General features: G+C 61.6%; 19 protein-coding genes and 1 pseudogene. 7 read left to right on the top strand and 13 right to left on the bottom strand.

Annotated elements, in window-relative coordinates; genetic code table 11:
* Positions 1 to 5 precede the first annotated feature (5 nt).
* Entirely contained in the window at positions 6 to 881 is an 876-nt protein-coding gene (locus tag BMX59_RS26035; RefSeq protein ID WP_071490691.1) for an AraC family transcriptional regulator, read from the top strand.
* Here the strand turns inward: BMX59_RS26035 and BMX59_RS26030 are convergent.
* Complete coding sequence (locus BMX59_RS26030) at positions 823 to 1410, bottom strand: LysE family translocator (RefSeq protein ID WP_092248843.1); 588 nt, start codon at positions 1408 to 1410, stop codon at positions 823 to 825. The two genes, BMX59_RS26035 and BMX59_RS26030, sit on opposite strands and share 59 nt — an antisense overlap.
* Positions 1411 to 1636: 226 nt before the next feature.
* Between BMX59_RS26030 and BMX59_RS26025 the strand changes: the two genes are divergently transcribed.
* Positions 1637 to 2479, top strand: coding sequence for an alpha/beta fold hydrolase (locus BMX59_RS26025; protein WP_071490693.1), 843 nt, complete (start codon positions 1637 to 1639; stop codon positions 2477 to 2479).
* An 8-nt stretch (positions 2480 to 2487) separates the two neighbouring features.
* Here BMX59_RS26025 and BMX59_RS26020 read toward each other — a convergent pair whose 3' ends face one another.
* Positions 2488 to 2922 (bottom strand): winged helix-turn-helix transcriptional regulator, encoded by a 435-nt coding sequence (locus BMX59_RS26020; protein ID WP_092248837.1) that lies wholly within the window; start codon positions 2920 to 2922, stop codon positions 2488 to 2490.
* A 106-nt stretch (positions 2923 to 3028) separates the two neighbouring features.
* Here BMX59_RS26020 and BMX59_RS26015 point away from each other — a divergent pair, with 106 nt between their 5' ends.
* Positions 3029 to 3727, top strand: coding sequence for an SDR family oxidoreductase (locus BMX59_RS26015; protein WP_092248834.1), 699 nt, complete (start codon positions 3029 to 3031; stop codon positions 3725 to 3727).
* A gap of 26 nt (positions 3728 to 3753) precedes the next feature.
* Here the strand turns inward: BMX59_RS26015 and BMX59_RS26010 are convergent, their stop codons facing one another.
* On the bottom strand, positions 3754 to 4383 hold the full coding sequence (locus tag BMX59_RS26010) for a ribonuclease T2 family protein (RefSeq protein WP_092248831.1): 630 nt from the start codon (positions 4381 to 4383) through the stop codon (positions 3754 to 3756).
* 37 nt (positions 4384 to 4420) lie between these two features.
* On the bottom strand, positions 4421 to 5401 hold the full coding sequence (locus tag BMX59_RS26005) for a Gfo/Idh/MocA family protein (RefSeq protein WP_092248829.1): 981 nt from the start codon (positions 5399 to 5401) through the stop codon (positions 4421 to 4423).
* 126 nt (positions 5402 to 5527) lie between these two features.
* On the opposite strand from BMX59_RS26005, the gene BMX59_RS26000 reads away from it, so the two are divergent.
* Positions 5528 to 5890: an NUDIX hydrolase gene (locus BMX59_RS26000; RefSeq protein ID WP_092248826.1), complete on the top strand. Its 363-nt coding sequence runs from the start codon at positions 5528 to 5530 to the stop codon at positions 5888 to 5890.
* A gap of 36 nt (positions 5891 to 5926) precedes the next feature.
* Here the strand turns inward: BMX59_RS26000 and BMX59_RS25995 are convergent, their stop codons facing one another.
* Genes BMX59_RS25995 through BMX59_RS25980 form a run of 4 tightly spaced genes read right to left on the bottom strand, consistent with a single transcriptional unit; the run spans position 5927 to position 7724 of the window.
* The gene (locus BMX59_RS25995) at positions 5927 to 6394 is read right to left on the bottom strand and encodes a periplasmic heavy metal sensor (RefSeq protein WP_093127428.1); all 468 of its coding nucleotides are present in this window, start codon (positions 6392 to 6394) and stop codon (positions 5927 to 5929) included.
* A complete protein-coding gene (locus BMX59_RS25990; protein ID WP_093127422.1) occupies positions 6391 to 6822 on the bottom strand; it encodes a hypothetical protein in 432 nt (143 codons plus the stop codon). The genes BMX59_RS25995 and BMX59_RS25990 overlap by 4 nt, the downstream gene beginning before the upstream one ends.
* On the bottom strand, positions 6819 to 7397 hold the full coding sequence (locus BMX59_RS25985; RefSeq protein WP_071490701.1) for an RNA polymerase sigma factor: 579 nt from the start codon (positions 7395 to 7397) through the stop codon (positions 6819 to 6821). The genes BMX59_RS25990 and BMX59_RS25985 overlap by 4 nt, the downstream gene beginning before the upstream one ends.
* A gap of 15 nt (positions 7398 to 7412) precedes the next feature.
* On the bottom strand, positions 7413 to 7724 hold the full coding sequence (locus BMX59_RS25980) for a YXWGXW repeat-containing protein (RefSeq protein WP_093127418.1): 312 nt from the start codon (positions 7722 to 7724) through the stop codon (positions 7413 to 7415).
* Between the two features lie 199 nt (positions 7725 to 7923).
* Here BMX59_RS25980 and BMX59_RS30580 point away from each other — a divergent pair, with 199 nt between their 5' ends.
* Positions 7924 to 8064 carry a hypothetical protein gene (locus BMX59_RS30580; protein ID WP_170856113.1) on the top strand — a complete coding sequence of 47 codons (141 nt, stop codon included), beginning with the start codon at positions 7924 to 7926 and terminating at the stop codon, positions 8062 to 8064.
* A 145-nt stretch (positions 8065 to 8209) separates the two neighbouring features.
* On the top strand, positions 8210 to 9154 hold the full coding sequence (locus tag BMX59_RS25975; protein WP_092248812.1) for a GGDEF domain-containing protein: 945 nt from the start codon (positions 8210 to 8212) through the stop codon (positions 9152 to 9154).
* Positions 9155 to 9420: 266 nt separating this feature from the next.
* Here the strand turns inward: BMX59_RS25975 and BMX59_RS25970 are convergent, their stop codons facing one another.
* The 5 genes from BMX59_RS25970 to BMX59_RS25945 form a co-directional block, all read right to left on the bottom strand.
* A complete protein-coding gene (locus BMX59_RS25970) occupies positions 9421 to 9678 on the bottom strand; it encodes a hypothetical protein (protein WP_093127413.1) in 258 nt (85 codons plus the stop codon).
* A 190-nt stretch (positions 9679 to 9868) separates the two neighbouring features.
* Positions 9869 to 10777 carry a helix-turn-helix transcriptional regulator gene (locus BMX59_RS25960; protein ID WP_092248806.1) on the bottom strand — a complete coding sequence of 303 codons (909 nt, stop codon included), beginning with the start codon at positions 10775 to 10777 and terminating at the stop codon, positions 9869 to 9871.
* A 36-nt stretch (positions 10778 to 10813) separates the two neighbouring features.
* On the bottom strand, positions 10814 to 11509 hold the full coding sequence (locus BMX59_RS25955; protein ID WP_093127409.1) for a fumarylacetoacetate hydrolase family protein: 696 nt from the start codon (positions 11507 to 11509) through the stop codon (positions 10814 to 10816).
* 101 nt (positions 11510 to 11610) lie between these two features.
* Positions 11611 to 11940: a hypothetical protein gene (locus BMX59_RS25950; RefSeq protein ID WP_043206222.1), complete on the bottom strand. Its 330-nt coding sequence runs from the start codon at positions 11938 to 11940 to the stop codon at positions 11611 to 11613.
* A gap of 80 nt (positions 11941 to 12020) precedes the next feature.
* Complete coding sequence (locus tag BMX59_RS25945; protein WP_093127405.1) at positions 12021 to 14522, bottom strand: TonB-dependent siderophore receptor; 2502 nt, start codon at positions 14520 to 14522, stop codon at positions 12021 to 12023.
* Between the two features lie 253 nt (positions 14523 to 14775).
* On the opposite strand from BMX59_RS25945, the pseudogene BMX59_RS25940 reads away from it, so the two are divergent.
* Positions 14776 to 16004, top strand: a pseudogene (locus BMX59_RS25940) (type IV secretion protein Rhs); the annotation flags it as partial.

Here is a 16004-nt window from a genome sequence, read left to right as displayed (position 1 = left end):
CGCCCATGACTGCTGCCACTGCTCCGTATTTCTGGCGTGACCCCGCGCTGGCCTTTATCGAGGCGCGGACCATCGCCGATGGGCGCAAGGTCACCTACAGCCGGCATGCCCACGAGCATTTTTCCATCGGTGCGATCACCACCGGGCGCAGCTATTACCACTATGGCAGCGAGACATTCCAGATCAGCGCCGGCACGGTGGTGTTGATGAATCCGGGCGATGTGCACGCCTGCAACCCCATCGACAATGAACCGTGGTCCTACCAGATGCTGTACATCGACACGCCCTGGCTGACGGAGTTGCAGCATCAGTTGGGCTTCAGCACCGACCAGGGTTACCGACCGTTCAATACGCCCCATACCCAGGACGCCGTGCTGTACCGTGGCTTGCTGGAGTTGTACCGCATCCTGGTCGATGAACAGGCCGAGCACTTGCAGAAACAGGACGCGCTGGTGAGTTACTTCAGCGACGTACAACAGCGCCTCAACCCAGCCGGCACCCCGCTGCGCGAGGTCAACCACAAGCTGGAGCGGGCCGCCGAGTACATCCGCACGCACTGCACCGAAGGGGTGAAGCTGGAAGACATCTGCCTGGCGGCCGAACTGTCGCCGTCTTACCTGATCCGCGCCTTCAAGCAATATTACGGGCTGACACCCCATGCCTTCCTGGTCAACCAGCGCATCCAGTTCGCTCGCGCCCGATTGCGTCAGGGCGCGCCCATCGCCGACGTGGCGCTGGCGGCGGGGTTTGCCGACCAGGCGCATTTCCAGCGCGCGTTCAAACAGCATTTCGCCGCAACGCCAGGGCAATACCGCGACGTGCTCAAGCCATCAGCAAATAACCCACACTGGCCACCAGCAACGCGGCCATTGAACGGTTGAATACGCGCACGCCCTGGGGGTTGCCCAGGTAGCGCCGCAGAAACGTGCCGGCATAGGCCCAGCACGCCACCGACAGATAGCAGATCACCAGGTAGAGTCCGGCAAACAACCACACCTGCCGTGCATCGCCATCAGCGACGAACAACCCCATCCCGGCCACACACGCCAGCCAGGCCTTGGGGTTGAGCCACTGCATGATCGCGCCGTACAGCATCGACGGCGCCGTGGCACTGCCATCGGCGTCCAACCGACCATCGTCCACCGCCAGCTTCCAGGCCATGTACAGCAGAAAAGCTACCCCGCCCCACTGGATCAACTGGGTCAGTATCGGCCAACGTATCAGCACCTCATGCAACCCCAGGCCAATCAACACCAACAGCAAGGTGAAGCCCACGGCGGCCCCCAGGACATGTTTCTGGCTGGCGACAAAACCGAAACGCGCCCCCGTACTCAGTGCAACCACATTCACCGGGCCGGGGGTGATAGACGTGGCGAGTGCGAAGGCAGCCATGGAAATGATCAGACTCATTGCAGTTCCTTTTTATTCGAGCGAGTGACGATGGGACCACGGTAAAGGGGCCGCTCGGTCGAGGTATTGAAGAAAATGCCCCTCGCTCACTTAGATGCTTTTATTCCATTGATATAACTGTATTTTTTTCTTTCGCACTGGCGATTTTGATAGGCAAAAATGCGTATTTGCCGTGCGGGGGCCGATGCTAGAGTTCAATTCCTACTGATCAAAAAAAGGAACCGCCATGTCACGTCGCCTGCTGGCAGCCGCCTGCCTGATGTTGTGTTTTTCCGCCGCCCAAGCCGCTGAGCGCTGGGAAACGCTGCCGCCAACACCCGCCCCCGTGGCCGGTGCCAAGACCGGCTATGCCGCCGTCAACGGCATCAAGGTCTACTACACCCGTACCGGCCATGGCTCGCCGGTGGTGCTGCTGCATGGCGGCCTGTCCAACTCCGATTACTGGGGTAATCAGGTCAAGGCCCTGGCAGCCAGGCACACGGTGATCAGTATCGACAGCCGCGGCCACGGGCGCAGTTCGCGGGATGAAAAACCCTATGGTTATGACTTGATGGCCGATGACGTGGTGGCCGTGCTCGACCACCTGAAAATCCCCCGCGCCGACATCGTCGGCTGGAGCGACGGCGCCATCATCGGCATCGACCTGGCCCTGCGTCACCCGGACCGCCTCGGCAAAGTCTTCGCCTTCGCCGCCAACACCCAGACCGCCGGGGTGAAGGAAGGCGTCGAGAAGAACCCGACCTTCGCCGCCTTCATCGAGCGCGCCGGCAAGGAGTACGCCAAGCTGTCGCCGACGCCGAAAGAGTACGACGCGTTTGTCGAGCAGATCAGCCATATGTGGGCCAGCCAGCCGAACTGGACTGACGCACAGTTGCAAAGCATCAAGACGCCGATCCTGATTGCCGACGGCGACCATGACGAAGCGATCAAGCGCGAACACACCGAGTACATGGCCGCAACCATCCCCGGCGCCGGCCTGCTGATCCTGCCGAACACCAGCCACTTTGCGTTCCTGCAAGACCCGGCGTTGTTCAACGCAGCCCTGCTGGGCTTCCTCGACGGCAAATAGGCACCGCCTCAAGCCCCGGGCATCTGGGTGACGATGTCGCCGATGCCCAACACCCGGCCATCCTCGGCGAGGATCTCGACCTTGCGCAGTGGCTTGAGCGAGCGCGCATCCAAGACTTGCGCGCCGACCTCCTCCGGCTCGGTATAGGCCTGGCCCCACTGCGCCAGCGTCACCAGCACCGGCATCAGCGCACGGCCCTTGTCGGTGAGTTGGTATTCGCTGCGTGCGCCGACTTCGCTGGTCTGCAACAGGCCTTGCTCGACCATGTCCTTGAGCCGTGTGGCGAGGATGTTTTTCGCCACGCCCAGGTGTTTTTGAAAATCACCGAAACGCGTTACTCCGGCAAAGGCGTCGCGGATGATCAACAACGTCCACCAGTCGCCCACCACGTCCAGGGCGCGGGCCACCGGGCAGCCATCGCCTTCCAGGCATTTGCGTTTCATCGTCGGGCCTCCGGGCACTTGCAAAATGAGGTTGCATTATAGGACCAACAGGCTCAGGATAAAAACAGTTTCATTATTAAACCTAACTAACTGTCTGGAGCGCATCATGGATATTCGTGGAAAAGTGGTACTGGTCACCGGCGCCAATCGCGGCCTGGGTAAAGCATTCGTCATTGCCTTGCTGGAAGCCGGCGCGGCCAAGGTCTACGCCGGCGCACGCGATCCAGGCAGCGTGAACATCCCCGGCAGCACGCCGATTGCCCTGGACATCACCGACCAGGCCAGCGTGCAGCGCGCCGCGGAGCAGTGCACCGATGTAGACGTGGTGATCAACAACGCGGGGTTCCTGAAATACGGCGCGCTGCTGGCTGAAGACAGCGTCGAAAACCTGCAACAGCACTTTGACGTGAACACCTTCGGCACCCTGCGCGTCAGCCGCGCCTTTGCGCCGATCCTGGCCAGGCAAGGCGGCGGCGCGCTGATCAATGTACTGTCGGTATTGAGCTGGCTCAGCCCGCCCGGCACTGGCGGCTACAGCGCCTCCAAGTCCGCCCAGTGGGGCCTGACCAATGGACTGCGCGGCGAACTGCGCGAACAGAAGACCCTGGTGATCGGCGTGCACCCCGCCTACATCGACACCGATATGGTGGCCGACGTGCAGGCGCCGAAGAGCACGCCCCAGGACGTGGTCGCCATCACCCTCAAGGCCCTGAGCGAAGACCGCGAGGAAGTGCTGATCACCGACATGACCCTGGCCGTGAAGGCCTCGTTGTCCACTGACAGCCCGGTCTACCTCAACAACTGATCAACCCGATGCCCGCCAGCGGCTTATCACCGCTGCGCGGGAATCCGCACGTCGCCATCGCGGCACTGGGTTTTCACACTGCGCGGGCAACCAGCAAAGGCCAGGTCCTTGGTCAGGCATACCCGCACCTCGGACAGCACTTTGCCTTTGCAGATGACTGCCAGCCCATGATTGCCCATGCGCGGGTTGCTTTCACGGAACAACGCCTCGATCTCACTGGCCTGCAACGCCGGCGGCGTATTGAACGGCTGCAGTTGCTGCGGAATGCTCACCACCCCCAGCGCCTGGTCGGTTTTTTCCAGGTAGGCCGACGGTTCCAGGCCACTGCAGGTGCCATGCTTGGACCATTCATGCTTGAGCAATGCACGGGTCGGAAACAGTGTTGCGCCCTTCTCGATTTCTTCACGACTCAACGGCGACTGCGGCGCACAGGATGCCGGCCAGCCGCCACGCGCATATTGCGGCCACAGGCCATGCAATACAAAACCGTAGCCTTTACCGGAGCACTGTTCATTGTCCGGGTGGGTCAGGCAAAAAGTCGGCGACCACGACAACGACAGCACATAAAAATCAAACTCCCCCGGTGTGCCTTGGCTGCGCGGAGCCGCCATCGCACTGGTGGCCAGCACCAGCCACATCGCCATCCAGTATTTCATTTGTCTATTCCTTGGAAAAAAGACCACCCTAACGCGCCTACTCAGGACGATGGGGGTTACGTTGTAGCACCTTGTCCAGGATCCGATCGGTCTTCAACGCTTCGATGCCCAGCGATGGGTGCTCGGCTTCGCCACGGATATGTGCGTTCATCGCCAACACGTGGTGCCACTGGATATGCGCATGGCACGGCACTTCCAGCACTTCGCACGATTCACCCTCAAGGTGCAGCGGCTGGTCTTCGAAGACCGAGAATCGGATGCGCCCATGGCTGCCGATCAGTTCCACCCGGTCCTCGCGACGGTCCGCGACAAAATTCCAGCAGCCCATGCCCAGTGCGCCCGAACTGAACGTCCAGCACGCCGTCACTGCATCCTCGGCCGCATACCTCCCGGCTTGTCGCGCGGTAAACCCTGTGACCTCAACGATATCCCCGGCCAGGTACTGGAACAGGTCGAAACCATGGCTGGCCAGGTCGGCGAAGTAACCACCGCCAGCGATGGTCGGGTCGGTGCGCCAGTTGGCGGGGCTGGCGTCGTCGGCACCCGGTGGCTTGCACAAGGTCCAGGTCAGGTGGCGCAGTTCGCCGATGCGCCCATCTCGCAACCAGTCGCGCACTTGCTGGAAACGCGGCAGTGAACGGCGGTAATAGGACACAAACAGATGCAGCCCGGCACGCTCGAAGGTGCGCTGCATCAACGCGCTCTGCTCGGCGTTGAGCGACATGGGCTTCTCGACGCAGCAATGCTTGCCGGCCGCCGCGACCATCAGGCTATATTCGAGATGGCTGTCCGGCGGCGTGGCGATGTACACCGCGTCCACCTCGGGGTCGTTGATCAGCGCCTGGGCGTCGGTGTAGAAACGCGCAATGCCATGGCGTGCCGCATAATCACGCACCGCCGCTTCGCGGCGCCCCATCACGGCCACCAGCGCAGAACCTGGCGCTTTGTAGAAAGCCGGTCCACTCTTCAATTCAGTGACACTGCCACAGCCGATCATGCCCCAGCGTACGGTGCTCATCTGCCCTCCTCGTGCGTTTTGATCAATCGGGCAGTATCCACATCCCCACACGTCAGCGCCATAAGCACTTAGCATGACAATTGCATTACACTTTTATGACACTCATCCCGCTGCGGGGCACAGACGATGAAAATACGTGCAACGGTCATTTGCGAACACGAGGGGCATATCCTCTTCGTGCGCAAGGCCAGATCCAAATGGGCATTGCCGGGAGGCAAGGTCGAACGCAACGAGCGCCCGGTCGGCGCGGCCGAACGCGAGCTGGAAGAAGAAACCGGATTGAACGTGGACGGCTTGCTGTATTTGCAGGAACTCAAGGCCCGCGACACCGTGCACCACGTGTTCGAAGCGTCGGTGGTGAACGTCGCCGATGCGAAACCTTGCAATGAAATAGTCGATTGCCAGTGGCACCCCTATGGCGCCATGGACGAGTTGGACACCACCGATGCCACCCGCCACATCGTCAAATCCTTCCTGCGTCGCCTGTAGTTCAGCGCTCCGGGCGCAGACCTACAAGCGCCACGTTCAGGACTGAGGCTTGCGGCCTGCCGCCTGCCCCCGCAGATACAACGCCTCCACTAACTTCTGCCGCTCCTCCCGAGGCAGGGTGCTGGCGAACTGCGCCAACGTCGTGTCCACCAACGCACGCAGCGCCATATCGGCTTCACGGGCCTTGGCCAGTTCCGCCACCAGCACATCCCGATCCAGGGTCTGCGCTTCCAATTGCTTGATCACGCCCATGCGCGCTTCACGCCCGGCCATGATCAGCGGCTGGCTGTCGGCCCGGTTGTGCCGCAGCAGTTGGCGCAATTCCCGGCGGCGCTCCGGCGGCAGCTTGATCATCGCCTGGCGCAAGCCGTGCTGGTTGACCACCGCCTCCGCGGGCTTTGCACTGGCCATCCAGTGGTAGAGGCCACCGCCGACGCCGCCGATCAGGAACACGTTGAGCAAGGCCGAGGCCAGCAGCCAGGGTTTGAGGGACTTCAGGCTCATTGCTCGGTGTCCTCGGCATTGACGGTAAAGATGACTTGCGCATCGCCTTGATCGAAGACGCTGGGCAACACCTCGGACGACAGCATCGGCAGCGGCACGCTCAGGGATGCCACCAGCATCCCGGCGACGATGCCCGCGACACCCACGCCTACCAGGCCGGCCGGCGACAACCAGCGGGCATAGCGCGACCAGAACGAATGGCCGCGCGGGGCCGACAGCTGAATCTGCCGCGCCAGCGAAGGATCGACGTAGGCCAGTTGATGGCTGTCCAGTTGACCGTCGAGCCAGCGCGCCTGTTGCTGGGCCTCATGCGCAAGCACATTGCCGCTGTCCAGCAAAGCCTGGGCTGCGGGCTGTTCGGCGCGGGGCCAGCGGTGCAGGTCGGCGCCATAGGCGTCGGCCAGGTAAGCAAAACGTTCGGGTGTCATGGTTTTCCCCTTCCTGGGCGGGCAAGCCCGGGTGTGTCGGCAAGTTGGCTGCGCAACTGGCGTCGGGCCCGCGACAGCAGGCTCTCCAGTGCCTCGACGCTGATGTTCATCAGGGCCGCGGCGTCGATGTTCGACAGCTCCTGGTAGTACTGCAACACAATCGCTTCGCGCTGACGCTCGGGCAGCGCCGCCAGGGCGGCAGCCATCCGGGCGCTGCGATCGGCGGCTTCCAGCTGTTCATCCGGCGTCAGTGCGCTGTCTGTCAGCGCCAACGCTTCCTCGTCCTCCAACGGGCGCTCCTTGCGCCGGCGCAGACGGTCGTGGCACAGGTTGAGCGCCACCCGGTGCAGCCAGGTGTCGAAGCGCGCCTCGCCACTGCGCCAACTGGCGGCGTGGCGCCAGATGCGCAGGAAGCTTTCCTGGGCCACGTCCCTGGCTTCGTCGGCATCCCCCAGGATCCGGCCGGCGAGCGCCAGCAGACGCGGCAGTTTGCGCGTCACCATTTCGTTGACGGCCGCCGGTTCGTTGTTACCGATGCGCGCCAGCAGTTCAACGTCCGGATCAGTGTCTTTCAATCGGGCAATTCTCGGTCAGCGGATCCAATGCCCTTCACGCCAGTACCAATTGGGGCCGTGAGCCTCCCAATGGCCCGGTTCCCAACGCGCATTGCGCATCACCGGCTGCCAGTGCCCAGGCACCCACCCATAGCCGTGCCCTTCCCAGCGCCAGTGGCCGCGGTCCCAGGCGTAACCCGGGCGCTCCACGGAGATCACTTCCACGCGTTCCGGTGGCGGTGCCTGGCGGATGATGATTTCGGTCTGGGCAAACACAGGGGTGCTGACAAGCGCGGCAAGGACCAGCGGAGCAAGCAAGGCATAGCGCAATTTGGCCAGGGGTCTCATGGCAACTCCTTCATGCAACACGCGAAAGTGCGGGTGCTGATGGGTTGAACGGCGGGGGCCGGAAAATCCGTCGCAGATTTTTTGCGCAGTATTGCTCAGGGGGTGGCAGGGCTTGATGAAATGTTTGAAAGCTTTGCGACGGATTTATGCCGGTGGCCGCGTTGAAGGATTGACGCTGATCAACCCAAGAGGAAACACCATGTATCGCCGACTTTACATGCTGGTTGCCGCACTGCTGATCGTCAGCCTCAGTGGCTGCGTGATCCTGCCGGAACATCGCCATTGCTGCTGGCGCTACTACGGCGCGCTCGATGCCCCGAGCCACACCGTCGATGCCTGACCCAGCGCAGTACACCGGATACCCCGGTCAACAGAGGGTCGCCCCGTCCGGCGACCTCTCGTCTGCTGCGCCGCCGAAGGCTTGACTCGGCGCCCCGATCGAAAGACGCTCTTGGCTTTTCGCCATCATCCAGAGCAGCCGCCCCATGAGCATCGACCCTCCGAGCCAGCCCGACAGCGATGTTTACAAGACCTTGCTGGAGTCGACCAAGGCCATTCCCTGGCGTATTGATTGGCAGAGCATGACCTTCAGCTATATCGGCCCGCAGATCGAGGAGTTGCTCGGCTGGACCCCGCAAAGCTGGGTCAGCGTGGACGACTGGGTCGAGCGCATGCACCCGGACGACCGTGAATATGTGGTGGATTTCTGCGTATCGCAGTCCCGCGCCGGGGTCGACCACGAAGCGGATTACCGCGCGCTGACGGTGAATGGCGACTACGTGTGGATCCGCGATGTGGTGCACGTGGTGCGCAAGGACGGCGAGGTCGAGGCGCTGATCGGTTTCATGTTCGATATCAGCGAGCGCAAGAAGACCGAAGAGCACCTGGTGCGCTTGCAGAAACAACTCGAGGAGTACTCCTACCAGGATGGCCTGACCGGTATCGCCAACCGCCGCATGTTCGACACCGTGCTGGAACGGGAGTGGGCCAGCGCCCAGCGCAGCCAGTTGCCACTGTCGTTGATCATTCTGGATATCGATTTTTTCAAGCAGTACAACGACCACTACGGCCATATCAAGGGCGATGAGTGCCTGCGCCAGGTGGCGCACACCTTGTCCCAGGCGGCCAATCGGCCACGGGATTTCATTGCGCGCATCGGCGGCGAAGAGTTCGTGTGGCTGCTGCCGGAAACCGATGCGCAATCGGCCAGGCAGGTAGCGCAACGCTGTCTGCACCTGATCCGCCAGCAGCAGATCGAGCATGGTCATTCGGCGGTATCGAACCTGCTGAGCCTGAGCCTGGGCGTGGGTACACGTATCGTCAAACCTGATACGCCAATGCTGGGGTTCGTCGAAGAGGTCGACAAGTTGCTGTACCAGGCCAAACGCAATGGACGAATGCGCGCGGAGTTCGGCGACAGTGAAGTTTGACGCGAAGGTCAAATCCCGGGCAAAAAAAATCCCAAGTAGCTGATGGAAACTTGGGATTTAAAAATGCATAAACCGTGGGAGGTGAACGCCCGGCTATAGTAACGATTGTAAAAAGCTGTAACAAGATTATTTTGATCCTTTCGTCGGATTAAAAGCGCTGTAAGTCATTCAATAACCACACATTTTTTAAGGTAGCCAAACATGTAAATGCCACTTTTTGGTGCAACTACTGGCGCCATTTCCATTTATAAAAAAGGGTTATTGAGTTAAGGCGACTTCACACTTTTCGATATACGCTCGCTCAACTGTTCGCAGGCATCTTGTGTATCGAGGCTATTGGGCAACACCGAGCGCGCCACACTTTCCACCTGTCGGCACAGCGCCAAGCGCTCATTGGTCGCATCCCGCTCGCGGTCGACCTGGGCATTGAGCTGCACAAAATAGACCCCCAGCAACACCGCCACGCAAAGCACTCCGACCACGAAGTAGCGAAAGTTGTTGGACGGCGGCTCGGATGGACTCATGGCTCACTGCGCCCTGCTCTTCTCATACTCAGATGGTTTTGCACCACCGAGGTGCGAAGGGTGAAGAGCGTGTCGACATCGTCCTGCGTCGCCGCGCGGATAAGCGTTTGCATACTGGCCTCCCAATGAAGGACCCAATTGTATGTAAATTGAAACACAGCGATTGTCGTGGATTTGTAAAACCGCCGCCCTACAAGGCCTGGCCATGTTGCTGGCGACGGAATTGCCCTGGGGCCAGGCCATGGGCCTTGCGGAAGCAGCGGGAGAAGTACGCTTCATCGGTAAACCCGCAGCGGTGCGCAATGGGACCGATCATCTGCGCACTGTTGAGCAACAAGGTGCGCGCCAACTGCAGGCGGCGGTCGAGCACCAGTTGCGAAAACGGCTTGCCAGTCTCCTTGCGCAACAGGTGCGTGAGGTAGTTGGGTGACAGGAACGCCGCCGCCGCCGCGTCAGTAAGGTTGAGGGTCGGCTCGTGCAGATGCTCGCGGATGTAGCGTTGCACCCGCGCCAACGCATCCTTGCGCCCGCGCCGGGTGGCGTTGTTGGCGGCGTACGCCTGCAACGGCTCGGCATACTGTCCGCAGACCAGGCCGATCAGTTGAAACAGGTAGCCCTTGAGACGCTCGCGGGCGCCAAAGGAACGGCGGGCATCCAGTTCGCGCATGTGAGCGAGCCAGCTTTGCACCTGCTCAAACGCCGCATCATCGAGGATGAAGTCCAGGTGTTCCTGGAAGCGAAACGGCGAAAGCTCCGGCGCCTGGCCGATGGGAATGTCTTCCAGGTCGAGGGGGTCGCAGGTCAGTTGCGGCAGGAGAAACCCCTGGCTGAAGTTGATCAGCATGAACTCGCCGTCTTCGGGGTGGGGGATCACATGCAGGCGATGGGGCAGGATAAAGGCAAGGGCCTTGCGCGGGAACGGCCGCACAGCGCCGCCAATGTGCTGCACAGTGTCGCCGCCGAGGTTGACCTGGATCTGGAAGTATTCATGCCGATGCGGGCTGGTCAGCGCCGCCCGCCCGCGCTTGTCGCGGATGTAGAAGTCGGGGCGGTCGCTGCGCTGCTGCATGCCGTAGGTGGTAACGCGGGTGCCTGGCATAACGGTCTCTCGGGTGGCCGGGTCACCACTTTAGCCTCAAGCCTGGCCGAGGGTGAACTGCAACTCGCCGATGCCCTCGATGCCCGCCGTGACCACATCGCCCGGCTGCAAGGCACCGACACCTGCGGGGGTGCCGGTGAAGATCAGGTCGCCCGCCTTCAGCGCGACAGACCTTGAGGCATGGCTGATCACTTCGCTGACCGACCAGATCTGGTCGGCCAGGTCGCCCACCTGGCGCTGTTCGCCATTGACATCAAGCCAGATTTTTCCGCTGGACGGATGCCCTACCGCGCTCACCGGGCGCAATGCGGTACTCGGCGCAGACGCATCAAACGCCTTGGCCCACTCCCACGGCCGCGAGAGTTTTTTCGCATGGGCTTGCAGGTCGCGGCGGGTCAGATCGACGCCGACGCCATACCCCCAGATGTGGGAAACCGCCTGTTCCGGACTGATATCCACGCCGTCCTTGCCGATGGCCACCACCAGTTCCACTTCATGGTGCAGGTCGGCGGTCAGCGGTGGGTAGGCGATCACACCTTCGGCGGGCACCACGGCATCCGCCGGTTTCATAAAGAAAAAGGGCGGCTCGCGGTCCGGGTCGTGACCCATCTCACGCGCATGCTCACTGTAGTTGCGGCCCACGCAGAACACACGGCGCAGCGGGAAGCGCGCATCGCTGCCCTGTACTGCGAGGGATGGGGTGGGTGCGGGGATGAATACGTAGTCAGTCATGGCCTGTGCCTCTGGATTTGCCTGGCGCCAGTATGGCCAGGGGCGCCGAGGGAAAGTTGGACAGGCTTACGCAGATTTTGCACGGGGCGGTGCTTGCTCGATCATTTGCGTGCGACCTTGTAGCGCACGCAATCCTGATAGAAACCCTGGCGAATCGCCTCGGGCTTGAGCCGCGATCGGCTGTCGTAGGTCTGTTCGGTGATGCCCATGGCCATCATGCGCATCCAGGATTTGTTGAACTTCATGCTCTGGATCTTCTGCCGCGCCGCGTACAGCGACACCCCCGACAGTTTCAACTCCTGGGCCCTGGCCGCGGTGCCGGCGCCCCAACTGCACATGTACTTGTCACCCTCGCGCAGCTCCCGAGCCTGCACGGCTGCCGCGCCGCCGGCCAGGGAGCAGGCGATCAGCATGATTCCAACAGTGCGCATTTGCATCCCCACCTAACCACCTGAAAATAAAAGCGATTCTGGCGAGGATTTAGTTACAAAGGGGCCATTAAATTGCCTTATCACCACTGATAGGTTGCGCTCGCCTGCACGGTACGCTGCGAGCCATACCAGCACCACGAATAGGAGTAGCAGGACGCGACATACTCTTTATTCGCCAGGTTAGTGGCATTGAGCGCCAGGCGCAGGTTGTCCTTGAGGCTGGTGATGTTGGGGATGTCGTAGTGCACGGCGGCATCGAACAAGGTGTAGCCCGGCACCTTGAGGGTGTTGGCGGTATCGCCCCACGAAGACCCGACATAACGCGCTCCTGCGCCGGCGCCGAAGCCTTTGAGTTGACCGTCATGGAAGGTGTAGTCGGCCCACGCCGAGGCGGTGTGGCGCGGCACGCCGTAGGTGGTGGTGCCTTCGGCGGGGATGGCCGGACCTACGCCGATATCGCTGATGGGCGCGTACCGCACGGTGTTGTTGGATTTGCTGATGCGGTTGTCCAGGTACGCGTAGGCCGCCGTGATGTCGAGGTTGTCGTTGAGGCTGGCCTTGCCTTCCAGCTCGAAGCCACGGGATTGCACTTCGCCGTCCTGGCTCTGGCAGCGCCCGGTGCCGCACAGGTGGGTGGGGTCCGGGTCGGTGGTCAGCACGTTGGTCTGGCGCAGGTCGAAGATGGCCGCAGTGATGAAGCTGTTGCTGCCCGGCGGCTGGTATTTGATGCCGATTTCATACTGCTTGCCTTCCGTCGGCTTGAACACCGAACCGCCGTAACCGGTACCCGATTGCGGGTTGAACGACTCCGCATAACTGGCATACGGCGCCAGGCCATTATCGAAGAGATAGACCAGGCCGATACGACCGGTAAACGCCTTGCTGTCCAGGGACGACTCGGATTTGGCGCCGGTGCGCAGGGTCTTGGTGCTGCTGTCGGTGCTGGCCCAGTCATAGCGACCGCCCAGCAAGAGCACCCATTTGTCCCACTTCATCTGCTCTTGCAGATACACGCCGGTCTGTTCGCTGCGCGAGGTGCCATCAGTGGTGTAGGCCGGCACCGGGACGGCTGCGCCGTAGACCGGGTTGAAAATATCCAGGGTCGGACCTGCGGTGTACACGCCGGAGCCGGACTTGGTGTCGGTGCTGGTGTTCTGGTAGTCGAGCCCCATCAACAAGGTGTGCTGCAACGGGCCGGTGTCGAATTTGGCCTGTAGCTGGTTGTCGAGGGTGTAGGCATCCAGGTCGACATCGCTGGCGATGGTCGAACGGCGAATGGTGCGGTAATCCGCCATCAGGTAGTTGCTGTACAGGCTGCGGTACTGGCCTTCGCTGCGCAGGTAACGCGCATTCTGGCGCACAGTCCACACGTCATCGAAGTGATGCTCGAACGCCCAGCCGATCGAGTAGTACTCGCGGTCGCTTTTCTCGAAGTTCTTCTCGCCATCGTAGAAATCCACATCGATGCTGCGTCCAGTCGGGCTGTGCAGCACCGAACCCCAGGCCGGCACCGAGCCGTAGGAAGCCCCCTTGGGGTCCTTCTGGAAATGCCCGAGCAGGGTCAGAGAAGTGGCGTCGTCCGGACGCCAGGTAAAGGAGCTGGACAATGACTGACGGCGCGTCTCGGTGTGCTCCACCTGCCCATCGGCATCGTCGAAAAGCCCGGCCACACGGTAGGAATACACGCCCTGATCATCCAGGGGGCCACTCAAGTCGAAGGTGGTGCGCTTCTTGTTGAAGGTGCCGTATTCCACGCCCACTTCATGAAACGGCGTGTCCAGCGGGCGCTTGCTGACCATGTTGATTACCCCGCTCGGCGTGCCCTGCCCGTACAGCACCGACGCAGGGCCGCGCAGCACTTCCACGCGTTCCAGGTCGAAGGCATCTTTCTGCGGCAAGGCGTCACGGCTCGACGGCATGCGCAGGCCATCGAGGTAGGTGGCCGGGGAGAAACCGCGGATGGTCAGTTGATCGAGACGCGATGCGGTGGCGCCACGGGTTTCCGGGATGACGGCGGCGCTGTAGCGCAGGATCTGGTTGAGGCTCTCGGCGTTCTGCGCACGCATCTGTTCTTTGGTGACGATGGAAATCGACTGCGGGGTTTCGATCAGCGCGGTGTCGGTCTTGGTACCCGACAAGCTGCGCGTGGCCACATAGCCGGCCACCGGCCCGGTCGGGCTTTCGGCCTGGTACGCGCCGCTGATGGTGGTGGCCTGGAGTTCCATGGCGCCACCGTTATCCGGGATGGCTTCGAGGCGGTAGCGGTCGGCGGAAATCTTCAAGGCTTGCAGGCCGCTGCCGGCGAGCAATTGGCTCAGTGCCACGTCGGTGTCGTATTGCCCGCTCAAACCCTTGCTGCGCTTGCCCCGGGTCAGGCCCGCATCGAAGGCCAGCACCAGACCCGCCTGCTCGGCCAGGCTATTGAGTGCCTGGCTCAAGTCACCCGCAGGAATCGAGAAACGGCGCAGCGCGCTGCTGCTCTCTTCGGCATAGGAAGACTGAACGGTCAGCAACGGCACGGCGGCAAAAGCCATCGCCACTGACAGAGCCAGTGGGTGCAAGGGACGAGCAAGGCGCGACATGGGAAATCCTGCGTAAGGGAGGTTCTATTAACCATGACGGCCATGTCGGGAAATCGGGCAAGGATGCGAGCGATTTTTATTTGGCGGGCAATTTTGCAATCAGGTTTATCGCTTTTCGGTGTAGCACTTCGAGCTGACTTTTCGCGGTTTTTCCCCCTGCGTAGTGGGCTCTTTCTGAATTTTCCAACCGTTCATCCAGCCGCATTTTGCTGCGGCATGCTCCGACGCCTTGCCCTTTGCCGAGACGTCACGGATGACCCACGCTGCCCACATTGCCCTGATCGAATTTGAGCTGGATGGCTTTCATCAGAGCCTGGTGATTTATCGCCAGCAGATGAACGCCTGGTATTCGCGCGCGCTGGATTCAGTGAGCCATGCGGCTGACATGCCGTCGTTGCTGGGGATGGACCGGGTATTGCGGGTTGGCAATTCGCAGCGTTCGGTGAGTCTTTCCGACACTAACCTTTCGACCGTGACCCGCTGCCCGATGGGCGGTGAACTGAAGATCGAGAGCAAGTTCGAGTCGGTATATGACGTGCCGATCGGCAATATCCCGGTTGAGGTCATCGGCCTGGATGACGGCAGTTCCAGCGTAATCATGCTGGATGAACAGGGTAAGGGCTCACACCACTGCGCGGCGGGTGGGCGCTATCAGGTGCGGGTGCAGGGCGGTGTTTCCAGCGAGCAAGTCGACGCGTTGTTTGCCTCCTACGACGGGTTGATGGGGGATCTGCAGCAGTGGCTTCGGGAGCAGTGGTCTGGCTTTAAACCGCACTGGGAGCGCTCGACCGCCAGTGCGATTGGCAGCGGTCTGTTGGCGGGCAGTTGGGCGGCAATTCACGACGTGTGGGACAGCATCAAGCTGGTACAGGCGATTCTTGAAGACCCGCTGCAGTTCGCCGACCAGTTAGGTGATCAAGCCGCCAAGTTGGCACAAATCGCCACCGATACGCCAAAGGTCATGGAGCAGGCCATGTTGCTGGCCAGTGACGAGGCGGCGCTGTACCTGATGGTACGCACGGCGATGCTCTGGCTGGACGCATTACCGCCCAGTGAAATGGCCGAGGTAGCGGCAGGGTTAGTGGTGTCGCTGCTGATTGACCTGGTGATTGGCGCCGTGTTGACCATCGCCTTGCCGGCGGCGGGTGTGGCGTATCTGAGCTTGCGGTTGGTCAAGTATGGAGCGGCGATTCTTGAGGCGGCGGTGGGTTTTGTTAAGGGCCTGTTGGCGATTCTGACCAAATTCATGCAGGCGGTGGATCGCTACAAGGCGGTGGCGGTTCGCGGGGTAGTCGGCGGGCTCAAGCAAGGCACGATGCAGATACGCTGGAAGGCGCGGCAGAACGCGGTGCTGAAGCAGAAAGAGCATGTGGATGACGTGCCGGTTTCTGCTCGCAACCCGAATGGGGATGCTGCCGCCTCTTCGGACAAGACCGCCACCAACGGCTGCCCGGTGTCGATGGTCACCGGCGAGGAACTCCT

The sequence above is a fragment of the Pseudomonas sp. NFR09 genome (assembly GCF_900111535.1).
Taxonomy (GTDB): domain Bacteria; phylum Pseudomonadota; class Gammaproteobacteria; order Pseudomonadales; family Pseudomonadaceae; genus Aquipseudomonas; species Aquipseudomonas extremorientalis.
This window is presented reverse-complemented; position numbering and strand designations above follow the sequence as displayed.

What these genes read in the sequence shown, in the direction of transcription:
- BMX59_RS26025 (WP_071490693.1), top strand. Translation starts at nt 1,637, where the DNA reads ATGTCACGTCGCCTGCTGGCAGCCGCCTGCCTGATGTTGTGTTTTTCC.
- BMX59_RS25975 (WP_092248812.1), top strand. Translation starts at nt 8,210, where the DNA reads ATGAGCATCGACCCTCCGAGCCAGCCCGACAGCGATGTTTACAAGACC.
- BMX59_RS25955 (WP_093127409.1), bottom strand. Translation starts at nt 11,509, where the DNA reads ATGACTGACTACGTATTCATCCCCGCACCCACCCCATCCCTCGCAGTA.
- BMX59_RS26020 (WP_092248837.1), bottom strand. Translation starts at nt 2,922, where the DNA reads ATGAAACGCAAATGCCTGGAAGGCGATGGCTGCCCGGTGGCCCGCGCC.
- BMX59_RS25990 (WP_093127422.1), bottom strand. Translation starts at nt 6,822, where the DNA reads ATGACACCCGAACGTTTTGCTTACCTGGCCGACGCCTATGGCGCCGAC.
- BMX59_RS25970 (WP_093127413.1), bottom strand. Translation starts at nt 9,678, where the DNA reads ATGAGTCCATCCGAGCCGCCGTCCAACAACTTTCGCTACTTCGTGGTC.
- BMX59_RS30580 (WP_170856113.1), top strand. Translation starts at nt 7,924, where the DNA reads ATGTATCGCCGACTTTACATGCTGGTTGCCGCACTGCTGATCGTCAGC.
- BMX59_RS26010 (WP_092248831.1), bottom strand. Translation starts at nt 4,383, where the DNA reads ATGAAATACTGGATGGCGATGTGGCTGGTGCTGGCCACCAGTGCGATG.
- BMX59_RS26030 (WP_092248843.1), bottom strand. Translation starts at nt 1,410, where the DNA reads ATGAGTCTGATCATTTCCATGGCTGCCTTCGCACTCGCCACGTCTATC.
- BMX59_RS25950 (WP_043206222.1), bottom strand. Translation starts at nt 11,940, where the DNA reads ATGCGCACTGTTGGAATCATGCTGATCGCCTGCTCCCTGGCCGGCGGC.
- BMX59_RS26035 (WP_071490691.1), top strand. Translation starts at nt 6, where the DNA reads ATGACTGCTGCCACTGCTCCGTATTTCTGGCGTGACCCCGCGCTGGCC.
- BMX59_RS26015 (WP_092248834.1), top strand. Translation starts at nt 3,029, where the DNA reads ATGGATATTCGTGGAAAAGTGGTACTGGTCACCGGCGCCAATCGCGGC.
- BMX59_RS26000 (WP_092248826.1), top strand. Translation starts at nt 5,528, where the DNA reads ATGAAAATACGTGCAACGGTCATTTGCGAACACGAGGGGCATATCCTC.
- BMX59_RS25960 (WP_092248806.1), bottom strand. Translation starts at nt 10,777, where the DNA reads ATGCCAGGCACCCGCGTTACCACCTACGGCATGCAGCAGCGCAGCGAC.
- BMX59_RS25945 (WP_093127405.1), bottom strand. Translation starts at nt 14,522, where the DNA reads ATGTCGCGCCTTGCTCGTCCCTTGCACCCACTGGCTCTGTCAGTGGCG.
- BMX59_RS25995 (WP_093127428.1), bottom strand. Translation starts at nt 6,394, where the DNA reads ATGAGCCTGAAGTCCCTCAAACCCTGGCTGCTGGCCTCGGCCTTGCTC.
- BMX59_RS26005 (WP_092248829.1), bottom strand. Translation starts at nt 5,401, where the DNA reads ATGAGCACCGTACGCTGGGGCATGATCGGCTGTGGCAGTGTCACTGAA.
- BMX59_RS25980 (WP_093127418.1), bottom strand. Translation starts at nt 7,724, where the DNA reads ATGAGACCCCTGGCCAAATTGCGCTATGCCTTGCTTGCTCCGCTGGTC.